General features: G+C 61.4%; 16 protein-coding genes. 3 read left to right on the top strand and 13 right to left on the bottom strand.

Going from position 1 to position 18,473, the window contains the following annotated elements:
- Positions 1-2: 2 nt before the first annotated feature.
- Both Q0X23_RS15110 and Q0X23_RS15105 read right to left on the bottom strand, forming a co-directional pair.
- Positions 3-704, bottom strand: a complete 702-nt coding sequence (locus tag Q0X23_RS15110; RefSeq protein ID WP_297861036.1) for a DUF475 domain-containing protein — start codon at positions 702-704, stop codon at positions 3-5.
- A 17-nt stretch (positions 705-721) separates the two neighbouring features.
- Entirely contained in the window at positions 722-1,687 is a 966-nt protein-coding gene (locus Q0X23_RS15105; RefSeq protein WP_297861035.1) for an alpha/beta hydrolase-fold protein, read from the bottom strand.
- Positions 1,688-1,843: 156 nt separating this feature from the next.
- Between Q0X23_RS15105 and Q0X23_RS15100 the strand changes: the two genes are divergently transcribed.
- Complete coding sequence (locus Q0X23_RS15100; RefSeq protein ID WP_297861034.1) at positions 1,844-3,022, top strand: amidase family protein; 1,179 nt, start codon at positions 1,844-1,846, stop codon at positions 3,020-3,022.
- A 10-nt stretch (positions 3,023-3,032) separates the two neighbouring features.
- Here Q0X23_RS15100 and Q0X23_RS15095 read toward each other — a convergent pair whose 3' ends face one another.
- The 5 genes from Q0X23_RS15095 to Q0X23_RS15075 form a co-directional block, all read right to left on the bottom strand.
- Entirely contained in the window at positions 3,033-3,857 is an 825-nt protein-coding gene (locus Q0X23_RS15095) for an ABC transporter permease (protein WP_297861033.1), read from the bottom strand.
- A gap of 128 nt (positions 3,858-3,985) precedes the next feature.
- Positions 3,986-4,927, bottom strand: a complete 942-nt coding sequence (locus tag Q0X23_RS15090; RefSeq protein ID WP_119339526.1) for an ABC transporter permease — start codon at positions 4,925-4,927, stop codon at positions 3,986-3,988.
- A gap of 396 nt (positions 4,928-5,323) precedes the next feature.
- Positions 5,324-6,850, bottom strand: coding sequence for an ABC transporter substrate-binding protein (locus Q0X23_RS15085; protein WP_297861032.1), 1,527 nt, complete (start codon positions 6,848-6,850; stop codon positions 5,324-5,326).
- 183 nt (positions 6,851-7,033) lie between these two features.
- Positions 7,034-9,757 carry a phosphoenolpyruvate carboxylase gene (locus tag Q0X23_RS15080; RefSeq protein WP_297861031.1) on the bottom strand — a complete coding sequence of 908 codons (2,724 nt, stop codon included), beginning with the start codon at positions 9,755-9,757 and terminating at the stop codon, positions 7,034-7,036.
- Between the two features lie 218 nt (positions 9,758-9,975).
- Positions 9,976-10,404: an NUDIX domain-containing protein gene (locus Q0X23_RS15075; RefSeq protein WP_297861030.1), complete on the bottom strand. Its 429-nt coding sequence runs from the start codon at positions 10,402-10,404 to the stop codon at positions 9,976-9,978.
- Positions 10,405-10,493: 89 nt separating this feature from the next.
- Between Q0X23_RS15075 and Q0X23_RS15070 the strand changes: the two genes are divergently transcribed.
- Both Q0X23_RS15070 and ribF read left to right on the top strand, forming a co-directional pair.
- Complete coding sequence (locus Q0X23_RS15070; RefSeq protein ID WP_297861029.1) at positions 10,494-11,000, top strand: NUDIX hydrolase; 507 nt, start codon at positions 10,494-10,496, stop codon at positions 10,998-11,000.
- A 76-nt stretch (positions 11,001-11,076) separates the two neighbouring features.
- Complete coding sequence (gene ribF, locus Q0X23_RS15065; protein ID WP_297861028.1) at positions 11,077-11,964, top strand: riboflavin biosynthesis protein RibF; 888 nt, start codon at positions 11,077-11,079, stop codon at positions 11,962-11,964.
- Here the strand turns inward: ribF and Q0X23_RS15060 are convergent.
- From Q0X23_RS15060 to glgP, 6 genes are all read right to left on the bottom strand, one after another.
- Positions 11,961-12,374 carry a DUF4258 domain-containing protein gene (locus tag Q0X23_RS15060; protein ID WP_119342176.1) on the bottom strand — a complete coding sequence of 138 codons (414 nt, stop codon included), beginning with the start codon at positions 12,372-12,374 and terminating at the stop codon, positions 11,961-11,963. The genes ribF and Q0X23_RS15060 overlap by 4 nt on opposite strands.
- A gap of 104 nt (positions 12,375-12,478) precedes the next feature.
- The gene (locus Q0X23_RS15055) at positions 12,479-12,997 is read right to left on the bottom strand and encodes a phosphoribosyltransferase family protein (RefSeq protein ID WP_308446100.1); all 519 of its coding nucleotides are present in this window, start codon (positions 12,995-12,997) and stop codon (positions 12,479-12,481) included.
- 108 nt (positions 12,998-13,105) lie between these two features.
- The gene (gene mtnA, locus Q0X23_RS15050; protein WP_297861026.1) at positions 13,106-14,089 is read right to left on the bottom strand and encodes an S-methyl-5-thioribose-1-phosphate isomerase; all 984 of its coding nucleotides are present in this window, start codon (positions 14,087-14,089) and stop codon (positions 13,106-13,108) included.
- A 9-nt stretch (positions 14,090-14,098) separates the two neighbouring features.
- Positions 14,099-15,265 (bottom strand): serine hydrolase, encoded by a 1,167-nt coding sequence (locus tag Q0X23_RS15045; RefSeq protein ID WP_297861025.1) that lies wholly within the window; start codon positions 15,263-15,265, stop codon positions 14,099-14,101.
- Positions 15,195-15,788, bottom strand: coding sequence for a helix-turn-helix transcriptional regulator (locus Q0X23_RS15040; RefSeq protein ID WP_297861024.1), 594 nt, complete (start codon positions 15,786-15,788; stop codon positions 15,195-15,197). The genes Q0X23_RS15045 and Q0X23_RS15040 overlap by 71 nt, the downstream gene beginning before the upstream one ends.
- Before the next feature lie 80 nt (positions 15,789-15,868).
- Entirely contained in the window at positions 15,869-18,385 is a 2,517-nt protein-coding gene (glgP, locus tag Q0X23_RS15035) for an alpha-glucan family phosphorylase (RefSeq protein ID WP_297861023.1), read from the bottom strand.
- Positions 18,386-18,473: the final 88 nt, after the last annotated feature.

Raw genomic sequence — 18,473 nt, 5'->3', positions numbered from 1 at the left:
GGTCAGGATTCGGAAGTGCGACGAAAGGCCCATAGGCTTCCCAGCACCAGAATGGCCAGCGTCACGCTGAGGAAGAACGCCTGTGGCAGGTGTAAGGCCAGCTCGGGCCGGTGCAGCCAGACCTCACTGCCGTGCCCCCAGCCCTCGAGCATCAGCTTGAGCCCGGCCCAGCCCACCACCGCATAGGCCACGGTCTCGAGCCGCGGATACCGCTCGATGATACCCACCATAATGCCAGCGGCCAGCCGTATTAGCAGAATCCCGATGGCCACGCCAGTAAAGATCACCCAGAACTCCCGGCTGAAAGCAATCACCACCAGCACCGAGTCCACGGCAAAGGCCAGGTCTACCACGTTGATCATGATCACAATGCGCCAGAAGCTGGCGGCAGCGGCTTGTTGCACGCTGGTCGGGTCGGCCTGGCTGTGGCTGTTGCGCCGCAAGATGTGGTTCACTGCCAGATACACCAGGTAGAGCCCACCCAGGAGCTGAATCCACCAGATCTGGATGATGATGGTGGCAAAGAGCAGGGCTAACCCGCGCAGCACGTAGGCCCCGATGATGCCGTAAAGCAAAGCCCTCGAGCGCAAGTGCTCCGGCAAAGGCCGCACCATCACGGCCAGCACCATGGCGTTGTCCACAGAAAGAACGGCCTCGAGGGCCACAATGATTAGAATGGCTACAAAAGCCGAACCAAACTCCATAACCTCAAGCCTATCATCTAGAGCCGGTTTCCGAACAGGTACACAAGCGCCGGAGCCAGCCCCTGCCGCCAGGTCATCCAGTTGTGGCCGGAGGGGCGCTCGAAGTAGGCGTGCGGGTAGCCCTTGTCGGCCAGCATGGCAGCAAAGCGTCGGTTGGGTGCCAGCAGCCACTCGATCTGACCGGTCTCACAATAAAACCGCAACGGCAGGGCTTGGCTGTCCAGATACTGTTCGGTGAGCCACTCGGGGTCATTGTAGGAATCGCCCCCCTCAGGCGAGGCGGTTAGGCAGGCCGACTGGGTGGCGACCTTCTGAAACACCTCCGGGTGGCGTAGGGCCAGCCAGCCAGAAACCAGCCCGCCCAGGCTAGCACCCATCAGGCCCCTTTCCGGCGTGGGGCCATAATGCGACTCCACCGCGGGGATAATTTCGTTCAGTACGTGCTCCTCGTAATTGGGGTCAAACCAGTATTCTTTGCGGCGGTTTTCGGGTTCAATAAATACAATTCGCACCGGCTGGATTTCCTCCAGCTCACAAAGCCCCTGGGCCACCTCGGCCAGCCTGGCGGTGCGGTAGTAGGCCACACCGTCGTGCACGTAGAGGGTGGCCTGGGCTGGCGCTTGGGGGTCGAACACGTAGTAACGGCGGGTACTGCCAAAGGCCTTGGACTCCAGCCGGTGCCGGTGCACGTTTACCGGGCGGGAGGGTTGGTGCGGTGCGGCGTATTGAAAGCCCGGCAGCTCGATGGCCCGGGGGTAGTTCCACCAGGGGTTTTGGGCTTTGTGGGGGTTGTCGGGGTCGGGGAAGGGCTCTTTGTTTTCGTCTAGGAAGGCATACTCCACATAAGCCCCGGTGGGGAACTCGAGGTTCAGCGGCTTCTCGATGGGAAGGGGTTTTTTGTCCCAATCGGTAAAGTCGCCGACCAGGAATTTGGCCTGGGCCGGCGGATAAAAAGTAACAGAGCGTGCGTGTACCTCGACCATACCGGCTTTTATCTTAGTGCACGCACGACTTGTTTTGCGGCATGTTTTGAAGCACGCTGACTGCCCAAGATTGCGATGTACGCCTCATCGCGAGGGACTGCTGTGTACACCGAATTCCTGATTACCAGACCACTTAGCCCGGTATAAGATTTTTGGGTGGAGCCTTTACAAGACAACTATGGTGCGGTGGTGGCCTGGGTGAAGGCAAGCCCGGCAGCGCCGGTGTGTGGTCCGCTGGCCGGGCTGACTTTTGCCGCCAAGGACTTATTCGATGTGGCCGGACTGCCCACCGCAGCGGGTAACCCCGATTTTGCCGGGTGGTGGGGCCTGCCTACCCAGGATGCCTGGGCTGTGGCGGCCCTCAAGAAAGCAGGCGCCTGGCTGGTGGCCAAGACCCACACCCACGAACTGGCCTACGGCATGACCGGCATCAACCCCCACTTTGGCACACCCCGAAACCCCAGGGCGCCGGCTGGAATTCCCGGGGGTTCGTCTTCGGGTTCGGCGGTAGCGGTGGCAGCCGGCCTGGTGCCGGTGGCCCTGGGCAGCGATACGGCAGGCTCGGTGCGGATTCCGGCCTCGCTGTGCGGCGTATATGCCTATCGCCCGACCCATGGGGCCATTCCTACCCAGGGGGTGGTGCCCCTAGCCCCTGGCTACGATACGGTGGGCCTGCTGGCAGTGGGCCCTGAGGTCATGGAGCGCTTTGCCGGGGTGCTGCTGTGTGAGGCCCTGCCGGTGGTGCGCTTTGAGCGCGCAGTTCTGCTACGCGATGCCCTGGAGCTTTGCGACCCGGAAGCCCACGCTGCTGTGGAGCGCGTAGCGCAGAGGCTTGAAGCACTGGGTATCGCCGTTGAAGAGAAATCGCTCGGTCTGCTGCAAGAAGCTCGAGAGGCCCAGCGGGTTTTGCAGGGCGCCCAGGCCTGGGGTTTTCACCAGAGGTGGCTCGAGGAGCGGCAACCCCGCTTAGGCGAGGATGTGCGGAAACTCCTGGAAATGGTCTCGAGGCTCACCGCAGGCGAGATTGGGCGGGCCCTGAGCGAGCAGGTGCGCCTGAGAGCCGAGATGGGCGCTTTACTTTCGCCCGGTACGTTGGTACTGTTGCCCGCGACCCCCAGTTCAGCCCCCCAGGTAAGCACCCTACAAGACCCCGAAAAAGCCCTGGCCTTCCGCTGGCGCACGCTCAGCCTGACCTGCTACGCCAGTGTGCTGGGTGCACCCGTGGTCTTGGTGCCTGCCGAGCAACCCGGTGAAAAGCCCATTGGCGTGCAGCTTGTGGGGCCCTGGGGTAGCGATATGGGTTTGCTGAATACAGTACGCCAGGCTTTCAAATAGCGTGCCTGGTTTACCGACTTCGGGGGTCGAGCACCTCGGCCAGTGCGTCGCCAAACAGGTTAATGCCCAGCACCAGCAGGCTAATAGCCACGCCAGGAAAGGTGGCCACCCACCAACCCCCAAAGAACAGCACCTCGCGTCCGTCGGCCAGCATCTGTCCCCAACTGGGAATTTCGGGGGGCACGCCGGAGAGCCCCAGGAACGAAAGCGCAGCCTCGGTCACGATCAAGCGTGCGAGTTCCAGGGTGGCCACCACGATCAGCGGCCCGGCTGCGTTGGGCAGGAGGTGCTTGAGCATGATGCGCCGCCCAGAGGCCCCCAGGGCATGGGCGGCCTGGACAAACTCCCGCTCCTTGAGCGATAAAATCTCGCCCCGTACCACCCGTGCATACAACACCCAGCTGGTAACGCCCAGCACCACAATGGTATTGGTCAGGCTGGGCCCCAGCGCAGCGATAATGGCGATTACCAGCAGGATAAACGGCAGCGAAAGCTGGATGTCGCCGAGGCGCATCAAAAAGTCATCTACCCGCCCCCCCAGGTAGCCCGACAGCAGGCCCAATGGAATCCCAATCGCTGCACCAATCAGCACCCCGGCCACGGCCACAACCAAAGAGAGCCTGGCGCCATGGTAGATGCGCGAGAGCATATCGCGCCCCAGACGATCGGTGCCCAGCAGGTGGCCCTCGGTGCCGGGGGGTTTGGTGATGGCCTGGAGGTCTTGCTGGGTGGGGTTGTGGGGGCTTATCAGTGGGGCAAAAACGGCCATCAGCACAAAGAGAATCATCAGGCTAATCCCAATGGTAGCTGAGGGGGCGCGAAGGATTTTACGCATGGGGCCCCCCTTGTGACTGCCACGAAAATCTCTTCCCGGCGAGCTGCCCAGAACCCTGGAAGTGACTGACGGCAATATTCACCAGAGGAACTGCTTTTCCCAGGCCCAAGACCTCTGACCCCTGACCCCTACGCATAGCGCACCCTGGGGTCGAGTACCCCATAGAGCAAGTCCACCACCAGGTTGATAACTGCCAGCAGCACTGCAAACACGATGACCGCAGCCTGTACCACCGGGAAATCTTGCTGGGTAACGGCGGTCAGTACCAACCGACCCACGCCCGGCCAGGCAAAAATCGTCTCGGTGATGACCGCCCCCGAGAGCAGGTTGCCCAGTTGTAGCCCAATGACCGTGACGACCGGAATGGCTGCGTTGCGCAGGGCGTGTTTGTAGATGACCACCCGCTCGCTCAAGCCTTTGGCGCGTGCGGTGCGTACGTGGTCGCTGCGCAGCTCGCGGAGCACGCCCCCTCGAGTCAGGCGGGTGATGGCCGCCATCGAAAAAGTGCCCACCGCAATGGCCGGCAGAACCAGGTTGGCCAGGGCCGGAAGGCCGGGAAGGGGCCCGACTCCGTAGCCCGAGATGGGTAGCCAGCGCAGCTCGAGCCCAAAGACCAGAATGAGCATCAGGGCCAGCCAGAACACCGGCAACGACTGGCCCAAGAGCGCAAAAAACAACACCACAAACTCGAGGGTAGTGCCCTTTCGTACCGCCGCAATCACTCCTGCCAGCACGCCAAAAACCACTGCGAACAACAAGGCTGCACCGGCCAGCACCATGCTGGCGGGCATCCGCTCCAACACCAGCCCCAAAGCCGGGGTCTGGTTACGTAGCGAGATGCCCAGGTCGCCCTGCACGGCCCGGCCCATGTAGCTCAGGTACTGCTGCCAGACCGGGCGGTCAAAGCCGTTGGCCTTGCGGAACTGCTCGCGCACCTCCGGTGTGGCGTCCAGCGGCAGCAACAGGTTGACCGGGTCGCCCGACAAAAACAGTAAAAAGAAGGCCAGTGTCGCGGTTCCCCAGACCACTACCAAAACCAGTGCGAGACGACGAATTAGATAGGCAGCCATAGATGGTTTATACCGGATTCAAAAAGATAATCATCCAAACCAAAGATCCCCCAGAGGCTATCTTTTTGAATCCTAAAGCACACCCCTCCCGAACGGTCGGCGAAGAAAGCGTCTGCCTTACAAGGGGCGGTATCGCCCTCCGCTACGCGGATAACTTCCAAGGGGCGGTATCGCCCTCCGCTACGCGGATAACTTCCAAGGGGCGGTATCGCCCTCCGCTACGCGGATAACTTCGGCCTTGTTAGTTCGGCGCCATCCGGCGCCGAACTAACCGAATCTGCTATAACCTGTGCCTTTTACCAAGGATTACGGACGATAGACAATCACAACAGCAGGGTCGAGTATCAATATCCTGCTTTGTGACTCCGTTTTGATGCCCGACCTTGGCTGCATGCCTTATTTTAAGGCCATGTCGGCCACAAACAGCCGCTCGTCGGGGCGGGGTTTCCACTCCACCCGCTTGGCCACGCCATACAGGTCTTCTTGCTGGTGCAGGAAAATCCAGGGGGCTTCGGCCCGCAAGACCCGCAGTGCATCCAGGTAGAGCTTCTTGCGTTGCTCGGGGTCGGTGGTGCGCTGGGCTTGTAACAGAGCATTGTCCAGCGGCACCGAACGAATGTAGCTGAAGGCTACCTGACGGGGGCCACCGCGCACGGTACCGCCGTAGAACAGGCTATAAAGCGAGTTATCGGCATCGAACTCGTTGTTGCCCCAGCCCAGCAGCACTGCGTCGGTGGGGATGCGGCGCTCGAGAATCTGGCCCACGTAGGTGCTCCACTCCTGTACCCGCAACTCTACCCGCACCCCGACCTGGGCCAGCTGGCCTACCAGGGCTTCGGCTACCTGGCGGTCGTTGAGGTAACGCCCGTTGGGCGAACCCATGGTCATGGTGAAACCATTGGGGTAGCCCGCCTCGGCCAGCAGCTGTTTAGCCCGCGCGGGGTTGTACTCGTAGGGCTGACAGCTTCTTGCATCGTAGCCGAAGATGTAGCTGTTGAGCGAGCAGCCGGTAGGTTGCCCAAAGCCGCCCAGTACGTTCTTGACGATGGTGCGCTTGTCTACTGCGTAGTTGAGTGCCAGGCGCACCTTGGGGTTGGCCAGGGGGCTATCGGCTTTGCCGCTGGTATTCAGCATGATGAAGATATTCCGAATGCTGGGCACACTACGAACCTCGGCGGCCCCTGAGGCCCGCACGGCGTTCACCGCCTCCGGTACCAGGTTGGTGATGATGTCCACCCCGCCCGAGACCAGTTCGGCTACCCGGCTACTGGCTTCGGGGATGGGCCGAAAGATCACCCGGCGGATTTTGGGGGCGCCGCCCCAGTAGTTGGGGTTGGCCTCGAGTTCAAACTGCTGGTCGCGCACCCAGCGCACAAACTTGTAGGGGCCGGTGCCCACCGGCTCTTGCAGGTAGCGGTTGCCGCCCTCGGTAACGTACTTTTGCGGCAGGATATAAAAGCCCGTAAGGCGGGTGACAAACACCGGGAAGGGGTTACGGGTGGTGAAGCGCAGGGTGGTGGGGTTGATCACCTGCACGCTGGCCAGGTTGGCCCAGGAGTTGGAAATGCGCAAGGGCTTTTGTGGATCAATCACTCGATCAAAGTTCCACTTGACGGTCTCGGCGGTCAGTTCTTCGCCGTTGTGAAACTTGACCCCCTGACGGATGGTCATCTCCCAGGTGGTGGGGTTGATGGCCCGCACACCCGTGGCCAACCAGGGCCGGGCAGTGCCGTCCGGCATCCGCATGTAGAGGGTGTCGAAGATGTTCGAAAGCACATTGGCGGTGGGGGTCTCGAGCTGGTTGTTGGGGTCGAGCACCGTTACGTCTACGCCCTGTGCAATCACGATGGTGTCGGGGCGTTGGGCCCAGGCACTCCCCACCAGGGCCAGGCCAGCCAAAAAGCCAATCCAACCTTTGTTCATTCCTACCTCCCTGCTGAACGCAGATTGCCGCTTATCTTATCGGATTTATGGGTTTGTGCAAATTGGCCAATTTGTTCAACATGAATGCACCAGGCTTTCTTTGGTTTCCCTTTGCCGAAAAGCAGTTCCGGGAAGCAAAAATAAAGTACAGGGCCGCGATTTGTTTATCGAAATATCCAGGTTTCAGCCCGCATTTCGCAAGCCCGCGGCGATGCCCAGCAAGGAGAGCATCAGGGCCCGCTCCAAACCCGTGCGTTCCGGAGCCTCGGGGGGGGTGCGACGGTAGCGCTCGAGCAGCTCCACCTGCACCAGCGAGATGGGGTCTACATAGGGGTTGCGTAGCTCGGTCTGGCGGGCCAGCACGGGGTGGTTGAAAAGCAGGGTGTTCTGGAAAGTTTCTTCCAGAATGGCCCTGGTTTTCTCGAATGCCCCGGCAATACTGGGGAAGAAACGCTCGGCCAGGGAGGGTTCAACCAGGCGCAGATACTCCCGGGCAATCCCCAAATCGGCCTTGGCCAGGGCCATGGCCGCGCTATCCAGGGTGGTGGCAAAAAAGGGCCACTGCGCAAACATTTCCCGCCGTAGGGTGAGAGGAATTTCCTCCAGCCCTTCGGCCAGCCCGTACCAGCCGGGAATCAAGAGCCGCACCTGTGTCCAGGACATCACCCAGGGAATGGCCCTCAGGTCTTTGATTTCGCGTACCCGCCCCGAGCGATACACGGGCCGACTGGCAATGTTGAGGGCGCCGATCTCGCGGATGGGGGTGAGCTGCTCGTAAAACTCGAAGAAGCCCGGGCGTAGCAAAAGCTCGCGGTAGACCTCGGTGGACCGTTCGGCAGCCCGCTTTATGGCCTCCCGCCACTCGAGGCGCAGGGGCTCGGCCTGCCCGTACAGGTCGCGCGCCGAGGCCAGGGCCATGTGATAAAGCATCTGCTCGAGGTTCCGGTAGGCCAGGTCGGGGTGGGCGTAGCGGTCGGCCAGGGCCTCGCCTTGCTCGGTCAGGCGCATCCGGCTGCCCACCGTACCGGGCGGCAGGCTGGCGATGGCCCGCCCGGCGGTGCCACCCCCACGAGCGGTAGAGGTACCGCGCCCGTGGAAATAGTAGACCTGCACGCCCCGGCTCTTTGCCGTGGCGGTAATGGCTTCCTGGGCCTGGTAGAGCGCCCAGTTGGCGGCCAGAAAGCCCGCGTCTTTGTTGGAGTCGGAGTAGCCAATCATCACCTCGAGGCCCCCCCGCCCCTGTACGTGGGCCTTGAAGACCGGGTTGTCCAGGAGACGGGCCACCACCAGTGGCGCGTTTTGCAGGTCGCCCAGGGTTTCGAACAGCGGCACCACATCGAAGGGCAGCGCCCGACCCGGGCGATAAAGCCCCACTTCCCGCGCCAGCAGCATTACCTCGAGCAGGTCGCTGGGGTAGTGGGTCATCGAGACCACGTGGGCCCCCCGCGCCCGCCAGTTGCGCAGAGCTTCCAGGGCGGTTTGCAGCGCTTTGGTCTGTGGACGGTAGCCCACCGGCGCCAGGGGCCGGGCTGTGGCCAGTTCCTGGGTCAAGAGGGCCTCCCTTTGCTGGGGTTCTAGCCCCCCGTAATGCTCGTGGACCCCGGCGGTTTTCAACAGTTCGGCTACTGCTTCGGTCAGCGCGCGGGACTCCTCGCGCAAATCCAGGCCAACCAGCTCGAGGCCAAAAGCCTCGGCATTCAGGCGCAGGGGGCGTACGCTGACCCTGGCAATCTCCTCGAGGCCAAGCTGATTGAGACTGGTCTCGGCCTTGCGTAAATCCCCTATAAACTCTTGGGTTCCGCTGTAGCCAGGGCCGGTTTGCTCGCCCAACAAAGCCCGCAGCTTGTAGCGCAGCCCCATGCCAAACTGGCGGTAGGGTTCCCCCTGGAAGCGTTCGGGCAGCGCCAAACGCCTGGCATGCTCTTCCAGAACCAGACGCAATTCACGGCTAATCGTGATGCGATCCTCGCTGAGTGACAAGTCCCGAATCAGGCCGTCCACATCTTCTACAAACTTGCGCAGGGCGGTTTCGCGGGCGTAGTTCTGCGCCCAGCTCGTAACCTCCGGCACCACATTGGGGTTGCCATCCCGGTCGCCCCCAATCCAGCTCCGAAACACCAGCGGAGGCGAAAGGTCGGGGCGCTGGCCGTAGTGAGCCTCGAGCGCGCGTTCAAGCCCATCGACCAGCCGGGGGATGGCCTGCCAGAGGGTATAGGTGGTGTAAAAAAGTCCGCCTTTGACCTCGTCCTCCACGCTTGGACGGCTTTTGCGGAGTTCGGAGGTGCCCCATAAGAGGGCTACTCGAGCGTCTAGCTGAGGGGGGGAATCAGAAATAAGCGGTGAAGCAGCAACCTCTTTGTTTTTCCCTTGCGCCTCTTCTTCTGAACTCCCCTGCTCGGCTGCGTCCAGGAGCTTCTCGATCTCGCCGATGTGATACCGCTGGGTACGGCGGCGGGTCTCGGTGGGGTGGGCGGTGAAGGTGAGGTGTAGCCGAAGCCGGGAGAGCACATCCAGCGCCTGCTCATAGTTCAAGCCCTGGTTCTTGAGCTGCCCGACCAGGGCCAGAAACGACTCACCCCTGGGGGCTTGCGGGGTGCTTTTTTTCTCGCGTTCCCGATTAACCCGCACACGGTGGCGCTCTTCGGCCAGGTTGACCAGATGAAAATAGGTCGAGAAGGCCCGCACCATGAGCTCAGCCTCCAGGAGTGAGAGGCCCTGCACAACGGCTAGAAGCTGGCGGCGGGTCTCCTCGGTATAACTCTGCCGCAGGGCTTTGGTCAGCTCGCGGATTTGTTCTTCCAGGGCATAGGCGCGCTCGCCAGAAAGTGTGCGTATGGCCTTGCCCAGAGCCCTTCCCAGCACATCCACTTCCCGTTTGAGCCGTTCGAACAGCCTTTCCTCGCTCATCGGCGATAGTGTACCGGGTTTGGAAGCCATTCCCAAATGCTCATACCATCTTTGCCCCAGGCAAGGTTCATAGCGCAGGAGCAGTGATGCAGGGGGTAGGGGACAGGTGATGGAGACCCCTACCTCACCCGGGGTATTGTTGAAAGCTGGCTTCACGCCAAAAGTTGGTATTCAGAACCCCCGTTGACCAAGCCCAGGATCAAACCCGAACCTCTACTCTAGGGTGTGCCATCGAAAATGACAGGGAAACGCACCCGGCTATCAAAAGCCAGGGGAACCAACCAGCGCACACTGGGCACTACGGGGCCTGCAAAAAGATCCTTAACGGCAAAGATACCCACTTCATCCTCGCCCTTGCCCTGGATTTCCTGGGCCAGCTCCGAGACTGCGACATAGAAATAGACTTGAAAGGCATAACTTTCCAGCCTTGCCAGCGCCATCCATTCTTTGGCGGGAATGGCGACGCCGGTTTCTTCCTTGAATACCCTGGACATGGCGGTTTTGGGCAGTTCATCGAGCCCTATTTTGCCGCCTACCCCATTGAACAGCCGTGCATCCGGGTCGGCACGGTGCTTTCGCATCAGCACCACTCGAGTTTTGTCCGGGGTGAAAAGAAAACCAGCGACATACTGAGCTAGGGGGGTCATGGCAAGGCTCCGAAGGCTTTATCTCAGTGTATCCGGTTGGTCCCCCTTCATGGTTTGACTTGGGTTTCTCTAGCCTTTAGCTTGGGGGCATGGCCCTACGACAATACCTTTACAAAGGCCGTATCCTCAACCTGGCCCTCGAGGGCCCCTACGAGATTGTCGAACACGCCGATGCCGTAGCGGTTCTGGTCGAACAGGGGGGCAAGCTGCTGTTCGTGCGCCAGTACAGGCCGGCCATCGGTAGCGAGACCCTGGAGATTCCGGCAGGTCTTATAGACCCCGGCGAAACCCCCGAGCAAGCTGCACTGCGCGAGCTGGCCGAGGAGGCCCAGCTCACCGGCGAGCTGCACTACCTGACCGGCTTTTACCTCTCGCCGGGCTTTTGTGACGAAAAGCTGCACGTGTTCAGGGCCACCCACCTGCGCGCGGCCTATGCACAACCCGACGACGACGAGGACATCGCGGTAGAATGGCACAATCCGCGCCAGGTTCTGCGGGATGCCCGCGAAGGCAAGGTGCAGATATCGGCCTCGGCTCTGGCGGGAATTTTGTTCTACCTGTGTGAGCGGACGGAAGAAGATGCGGCTTACGAATAGCGATGCCCAATGACGGTACGCTAAAGCGCTTAGCTCACTACGCACGGTTTTCCCAGACTTTTCTTCCTACGCTTCTATGCTGCTCATCAACGACCCTTCCGACGCACCCGCCGGCCCCAAGGTGGTGGCCATAGGCAGCTTTGATGGCCTGCACCTCGGGCACCAGCACCTGATCCACCAGGCCCAGCAGGAGGCCAAGAACCAGCACATTCCGCTGCTCGTCTATACCTTCGACCCCCCCAGCAAGGTTTTCATGAAAGGGGAGGGCTTCCTGACCGATCTGTCGGAGAAGCTCGAGCTCTTGCGGGGCCTGGGGGTCGAAATCGCCCTGATCGTGCCCTTCACCGAGGCTTTCTCAAAGCGCAGCAAAGATGACTTCCTGGGCGACCTGCGCACCCTGGAAGCCCAGCGCATCTTTGTGGGCGCCGACTTCCGCTTTGGACAGGGGAGGGCCGGGAGCCTGGAAGATCTGAATACGGTGGCCCCCACCCAGATTCTGCCTCTGCTCGAGCTGAGCGGCGGGCCGGTTAAGTCGAGCCGCATTCGCGACCTGTTGCGCGAGGGCGAAGTAGACGAGGCCAAGCTGCTCTTGGGGCGGGCGTACACTGCCCGGGGTATCGTGCAGGAGGGTGACAAACTTGGGCGGCGGTTGGGTTTCCCCACTGCCAATATCGAAGTAGCCCCCCTCAAAATTCTGCCGATGGGGGTGTTCGCTGTGCGGGTGCAGACCCCGCAAGGTCGCTTTGGCGGCATGGCCAACATAGGCTACCGCCCGACCGTCTCGGGTCAGGTATTGCGCTTCGAGGTGCATCTGTTTGGCTTTACGGGCGACTTATATGGTCAGGAACTCAGCGTGGAGTTCCTCACCAAACTGCGCGGTGAAAAGAAGTTTGAGAGCCTGGAAGCCCTCAAAGCCCAACTGTCTCAAGATGCAGAACTTGCCCGCAAGGTGCTGGGCTTTTAGTGCGGGATGTCCTCGGCAGTGAGGAACTTGGGCCTGACCCAGCGCACTTCCTGAAAGGTTCCGTCGTAACGCAGAATGGCGGCGATGCGGGCCCTGGAGTACACCTGGTGGGGTTTTTTGGGGATAAAGGCGGTCACGATATCCACCCAGCGCGGTTCGCGGTACTCCAGCACCACGTGCAGGGGCAGCTTGAGCTGGGGCGGAAAAACCATGTAGCCCAGTACCAGCATCCGCTGATCTTCGGGGTAGACCGCCATCTCGCGGCCCCACTCCACGGCCTGCAACACATCGTGCTCGATGAAGCCCTCTTGCAGCATGTGTTTGGCCACATGGGGGCCTATGCGGTAGCGGCCTTCGCGAATGTAGGGGAGGAGTTCCTCGAGCCTGCGGATGCGCGAACGCTTAATCATTCGTCCCCCCTTTTTATAAACCAAGCCCCACGCTCCAGAAGAGGTGGGGGCTGGTCTCGTGCTTCAAAGAACCCCAGACGGTGCTTGGGGTTCTATACCCTAGATTATAGGGAATAGCGGGATAGATCGTGTGGGCTTTTTACCGCAATTGCCGCGCCAAAGACCCTGGTGGCGCCGGCCTCGAGCAAGGCTTTGCGGGCCCGTTCAAAGGTGGTGCCGGTGGTCACGACGTCGTCTACCAGCAGCCAGATGCCCTTTACAGGGCTCTTAGGTTGAAAAGTGGTCTCGGGGAGCTCGAGGCGCTTCTGCAAGGTTTTTCTGGTTTGCGAAGTATCCCACGTGACGCGCAGGAGCAAGTCCTGGTAGGGAACGTGCAGTTTTTCTGCGACTGCTTGGGCCAGTAGTTCGGCCTGGTTGTAGCCGCGCTTTACCTTGCGGTTGAAAAGGGTGGGCACCGAGGTTATGCCGTCGAGCCTCCATTCGGCCTGTTTGGCCCCCAGCGCAATCTGCTGGCCTAAAAAGGTGGCCAACTCGCGCCGGCCCTGATACTTGATGGCCTTGGCCAGCTGGCCAAACCGCTGGTAATCGCCTAGGTACACAAAATGGGGCAGGTGACGGGGCACCAGCAAAGCCCGGCAGTTTGCACAAAGCAAGGGCTGATGTAAAGACTGCCCGCAACCGGGGCAGGTTGCACCGGTCAGTTGTTCCCACCAGCCCTGGAAGGTCATGTTTTACCCAATGCCAAGTGCAGCCCGCAGCGATTCATCGAAGGGCGGGTAGAGCACGCCCTTCTCGGTCACGATGCCGGTTATCAGATGATGGGGGGTTACATCGAAGCCCGGATGGGCAGCAGGGAAGCCCTCGGGTGCGATGGGCTGCCCCCGAATGAACGTGACCTCCCGAGCCGAGCGCTCTTCGATGGGAATCTGGGCACCGCTTTCTAGCTTGGGGTCTACCGATGAGAGCGGCAGGGCCGGGTAGAAGGGAATGCCGTGGTACTGGGCCAGAATAGCCAGGCCATAGGTGCCTATTTTGTTGGCAAAGTCGCCGTTTAGGGCCATGCGGTCGGTGCCCAGAATGACGGCGTCTACCTGGCCTTGGCCCATCTGATAGGCCGCCATGTTGTCGGTAATCAGGGTGGCGGGCACCCCGGCTTTTTGTAGTTCGTAGGCGGTCAGGCGGGCTCCTTGCAGGTAAGGGCGGGTCTCGTCTACCCAGACGTGGGTTACCCGGCCCTGCCGGTGGGCCTCAATGATCGCCCCCAGGGCGGTGCCAAAACCGCCGGTGGCCAGGGGACCTGTGTTGCAGTGGGTGAGCACCTGGCCTTTGAGCACCCGCGCCCCGTGCTGGCTGATGGCCTGTTCGGTGGCTTCGACCTCGGTCCAAATCGCTTTGGCTTCCTGAAGCGAGGCCTCCAGGTTGCCCCAGTGGGGTTTCATGCGGTCTAAGGCATAAAACAGATTGACCGCGGTGGGGCGGCTCTGGCGTAGCAGGGCATCGGCCTGAGCGGGCTTCTCGCCCGACAGGTGGGCCAGCACCATACCATAGGCTGCCGTCACCCCGATGGCCGGGGCCCCGCGCACCACCATCTCCTTGATGCCCAAGGCCGTTTCCTGGGCGCTTTTGCAGGGCACCCAGACTTCTTCGAAAGGGAGCTTGCGCTGATCCAAGAGCCAAAAGGTGTTTTCTTCAAAACGAAAGGGCACCACACGCATGCGGTCAGTCTACTTCAAGGTGTTCAAGAGGCTGGTGTAGAGCAAGAAGAACTGGTTTTCGTCCAGGGGGGCCTGGGGGTTGTTCCAAGTGGCCGAGACGCAGTACTGCTGGCCGTTTTTGCCGGTGAGCCAGGTGGTCAGGTTGAGCACCCCCGGCTCCGAGCCTCCTTTGTAGGCCACCCGTTGCCAGTCGGCGGGGTTGGCCACGCCCGGGTTGAGCGACATCAAGGGTAAAGCCTGCACCTTGCTCATCAGCTCACACAGCTCGCGGGTGGTAAAAAACCACTCCACGTCAATGGCCACCGGCCCCCCGGCAAACACCCCCGCATCGGGCAAGGGCAGGTTGGCCAGTGGGGCCAGCAGGGCCGCCCGGTCACCGGGATTGGCCCGGTAGCGCTGGAGCCATTCCCTGTTTTGTGGGTTCTTGAGGACAAAAGCCTCGCGGGTCGTCAGGAAGGGCCGGTTGCGCGGGGCCAGCTTTTCTACCGCCTCGCGCCCTACTATGGCGATGAGCGCATCGGTAGCGGTGTTGTCGGAGATGGAGATCATCTGGGTGGCGTACTGCTCGAGGCTTAAAGGGGTGCCATCGGGCAGGTTTTGCAAGGTGCCGCTGGGCAGGCTTTTCCACTCCGGGCGCAAAGGTACGGTATCGCTCCACCGGCGCTGCCCGGCCTCGATCTGCTGGCGCAGGGCTTCCAGCACCGCCAGTTTGAAGCTCGAGCCCACCGCCAGCACCGCCTCTGGGTTCAGGTTCAACCGCTCCCGGCTCCCCTCCTGCACCCACACGCTTACCTGCCCGGGCAGCTTGCGGTACTCAGCCAGCAGTTGTTCGGGACTGAGGGCTTTTTTGGGCTGGGGCGGGCGGAAGAAGAGTCCCTGGATGCGGCCCTGGGCGTCGAGCGATATTTGCGCGGGTACGATACCTTGTTCAAAGACCACCCTGAAGTTGGGGCCTTCGGGCTCCACGCCCTCGTATTTGCCCAGCGTTTGCTTGAGCTGGGCCAGGATGGCCTCGACCTGGGCCACCGAGACCTGCTGCAAGAAGACCGGCGCAAACCACTCGGGCCTGGTGGGCTGCTCGGTGAAGAGGCGCTCGAGGGCTGCTTTAGGGGTGAGCGGGGCCTGAGCCAGGCCCAGCCCCAGCAGCAGGGTTACCATGACCATCCAGCATTTCATCGCTACCTCCTTTTTTTCCCTTCCGCATTGCCAGGGTTTCACCCCCGGCGGCGCTCAGGATGACCAGTAAGGGGATGATGCGCTCGGGGGGCACCGCGTAAGTTCCTCGTTTGCCGACCTTAAGCCAGCCCGCGCCTTGCAGTTCTTTGAGGTGGTGGTAAAGCTGACCGGTGGTGCCAATTTCGGCGAGATGCTGCAGGTCCTGGGTGTTGCTCTGGCCATTCAATACCGCCCGAAGAATTTCCAGGCGCAAAGGGTGACCCAAAGCGGCGAGGGTTTCGGCCACCTCTGCCCACGGCGCGCTCAACAGCTCGCCAACCGGCAAACCCCACTGCCAACCCCAGCTACCTGAAGCCAGCTCGGCATATCCCGCAAAGACCACCTCGCCACCCGGCCGGGCGGCCTGACGCAGATGCTCCAGCGCCCAAAGGTCGCCTTCGGGTGGCTCCGATGGTGCCCTCGAGGCTTGTTCCAGGGCGGCTAGGCGGGTCTCGAGCCGCTGGATGCGGGCTTCTAAATCCACGAAGATACGTTATTACGTAGTTGCGTAAAATTTATGAGAAAATAAGAGCCCATCCTTGAGTGGGCTCTTGTGAGTGAGAATTACACCTTTACTGTCTCTTCGACTACGGCTGCGGCCCACTTCACGAAAGCCACCTCACGCGGACAGGAAAGCTCGGGGTGCAGCGCCACCACCCGTACCCCATACAGGTAACTGCCGGGTCGGGCCGGCAGGTAGGTGCCGGTGTACAGAAGGGCCTCGCGCTCCTGGCCGCTGGGCTTCAGGGCCACGACCTCGAGGTCACCGCTGCTGCGGCGCACAACGAGCTCAACCTTGAGCGTCTCGGTGGGAATGCCATAGGCTTGCACGAAAGCCCGCAACTGCAAGGGCTGGTTGGCAGCGGCATGCGGAGCCTCGACCCAGACCTTCACGTTGTTCCAGGCACTTTGTACCTGTCTTTTCCAGGCTGCTACTTCCTTGAGCACAGCGGCATTGTTCTCCAGTAGGTGGTCTGCCCGCTTAGCCAGAGGGGTATAGAACTTGTGGTGGTACTCATCCACCATGCGCTGGGCCGAGTAGGTGGGCCCACAGGTGCGAATGCTGTCGCGCACCATGGCCAGCCAGCCTGAGGGCGTGCCTACGGCGCCCCGGGCATAAAAGAGCGGGATAATCTCGTATTGCAGGGTGTCGTAGAAGCTCTGGGCGTCGGCGTGATCCTGGGCTTCCTCGGTGGCATAGGTACGGTCGTCGCCGATGGCCCAGCCGTTGGTGGTGTTGAAGGCCTCGGCCCACCAGCCGTCCAGAATGGAGAAGTTCAGGGCGCCGTTGAGGGCGGCCTTCATGCCTGAGGTGCCCGAGGCTTCCATGGGCCTGCGGGGGGTATTGAGCCAGACATCCACCCCCTGCACCAGGCTGCGGGCCAGGCTCATGTCATAGTCCTCGAGCAAAATCATCTTGTCTTCCAGGCCCAGCGCCTTGATTTTCTCGGCCAACTTCTTGATGAACTCCTTGCCGGGTTCGTCCTTGGGGTGGGCCTTACCGGCAAAAACAAACTGCACCGGCAAGGGGCCATTCAATATCGAGACCAGGCGCTCGGGGTCGGTGAACATCAGGATAGCCCGCTTGTAGGTGGCAAAACGGCGGGCAAACCCGATGGTGAGCACGGTGGGGTCGAGCACCTTTTCGGCAGCCCGCAGGCTGGCCGGGAGGTCGCCATTGCGGCGGCGCTGCTCAAATAGCCGGAGTCGTACTTCCTCAATCAGACCAGCCCGCAGCTTGTTGCGGATGCGCCACAGCTCGTCCTCCTCGAGCCTGTCTACGGTCCACTGGCTGGGGTCGTGCAGTTGCTCGGCCCAGGTTTTGGGAAAGGTGCGCTCGTAGAGGCTATGCAGCTCCGGGTGCAGGAAGGTGAAGGTGTGGATGCCGTTGGTGATGTGCCTGATGGGGACTTCCTCCGGCTCTAAGCCCTTCCACAGGTGCTGGAACATCTCACGGGAGACCTCACCGTGCAAGGCCGAAACCCCGCCAGCGGCGCGGGAGGTGTGCAGGGCCAGGTTGGACATGCTGAAGACCGGGCCATAGCTCTTTTCCTCGCGCCCCAGGGCAACAAACTCTTCTTTGCTGATGCCCAGCTTATTCCACCAACCATCCAGGTAACGCTCCACCAGATCTAGCGGAAAGGTGTCGTGTCCGGCCGGTACGGGGGTATGGGTGGTGAAGAGGGCCCCAGCCGCAGTGGCCTCGAGGGCTTCGCTGAAGGCGCTTCCTGCAGCTACCATCTCCCGCATGCGCTCCAGGCCCAGGAACGCCGCGTGGCCCTCGTTCATGTGCCAGACCTCGGGCGAAAGCCCCAAAGCCCGCAACAGCCGCACCCCGCCAATGCCCAGAATCATCTCCTGCTCGATGCGAATTTCCTGACCTGGAGCATAGAGCCTTGCGGTGAGGGCGCGGTCCTCGGGGCGGTTTTCGGGCAGGTTGGTGCTCATCAGGTAGACCGGAATGGTGCCTACCTGGGCCTTGTAGGCCATCACATATACGGTGCGTCCGGGAAACTCTACGCCCACTTTCAGGGGCTTGCCGTCCTTGAGAACAACTTGTAAGGGCAGCTCCTCGGGCAGCAAATCCTCGTAGACCTCCCTTTGCTGGCCCTCCGGTGTGAGCTGCTGGCGAAAATAGCCCTCGTGATAGAACATGCCGATGCCGGTCAGGCTTAGCCCCAGATCCGAGGCCGCTTTGATGTGGTCGCCAGCCAGAATGCCCAGGCCCCCGGAGTAAATGGGCAGCGACTCATGGAAGCCATACTCCATCGAGAAGTAGGCAATCCGTGGGGGTTTTTGGGGGCGGGTTTGCAGGTAATGGCGGAAGTTAGCAACGGTGGCTTCTACCGCACCCACATAACCTGCATTTTCGGCCAGGGCCAGGAGGCGCTCGGGTTCGGCTTCCAGCAAGGCCCGCACCGGGTTCGACCGGAAGCGCTTCCACTGTGAAGGATTAATTTGTTCGAAGAGGTGCTGTGCCTCTGGATTCCAGCTCCACCAGAGATTGTAGGCGACCTCGCGCAGTCCCTTTAGGGGCTCAGGCAGGGCGGGCATAGCGGTGATTCGACCGATGACATTCATAATCAGAAAGAGATTGTACCATTTGTGACTTTGTGAACCGTCAGGAGCCGAACAACCACGTCATAAACGCCTTTTCCTGGTGTGCGTG

This window comes from Meiothermus sp. (genome assembly GCF_026004115.1).
Taxonomy (GTDB): Bacteria; Deinococcota; Deinococci; order Deinococcales; family Thermaceae; genus Meiothermus.
The sequence above is the reverse complement of the archived record's forward strand: the minus strand, read 5'-3'. Positions and strand labels throughout refer to the sequence as shown.